The sequence below is a fragment of the Candidatus Symbiothrix dinenymphae genome, assembly GCF_001431085.1.
In genome coordinates this window covers 1-426 of the sequence record NZ_BBRU01000454.1, presented here as the reverse complement: position 1 = coordinate 426, position 426 = coordinate 1, and the positions used below count along the sequence as shown (strand labels likewise).

1 protein-coding gene is annotated in these 426 nt (G+C 44.8%); it reads left to right on the top strand.

The genetic code is table 11. The features are described from left to right. Nucleotides 1-306: glutamine amidotransferase-related protein (locus tag ASC50_RS05010; protein ID WP_420885211.1), on the top strand; the 306-nt coding region annotated here is incomplete at its 5' end. Nucleotides 307-426: the final 120 nt, after the last annotated feature.

The window sequence follows — 426 nt, the reverse complement described above, 5'->3', positions numbered from 1 at the left end:
CTCGAAAAAGGCTCAAAAGCAGCAGAGACGTACCAAACCAACCTGATACAGAACCGCCACCGCCCCCGCTACGAGTTTAATAATGAATATAAGGATGCGTTTGAGGCGAGCGGCATGCACTGCACCGGCATAAATCCCGACACCGGCTTGGTGGAAGTGGTGGAAATACCCGCTCTCCGGTGGTATATCGGCACACAATTTCACCCCGAATACAATAGCACCGTGCTGAAGCCTAACCCGCTGTTTATGAGCTTTATAGCAGCAGCTCTGTGGCGTTCTAAACAGCAAACAAACATCCTGTTTTGAGAAAAGTTTTTAACCAAATAGAAGTGAACGTCAACGAAAATTGTATAAAAAAGGTTAAAGTTTAGAAAAACTATTGCATATTTCAAAAACATTCACTACCTTTGCCGCCGAGTTGTCATG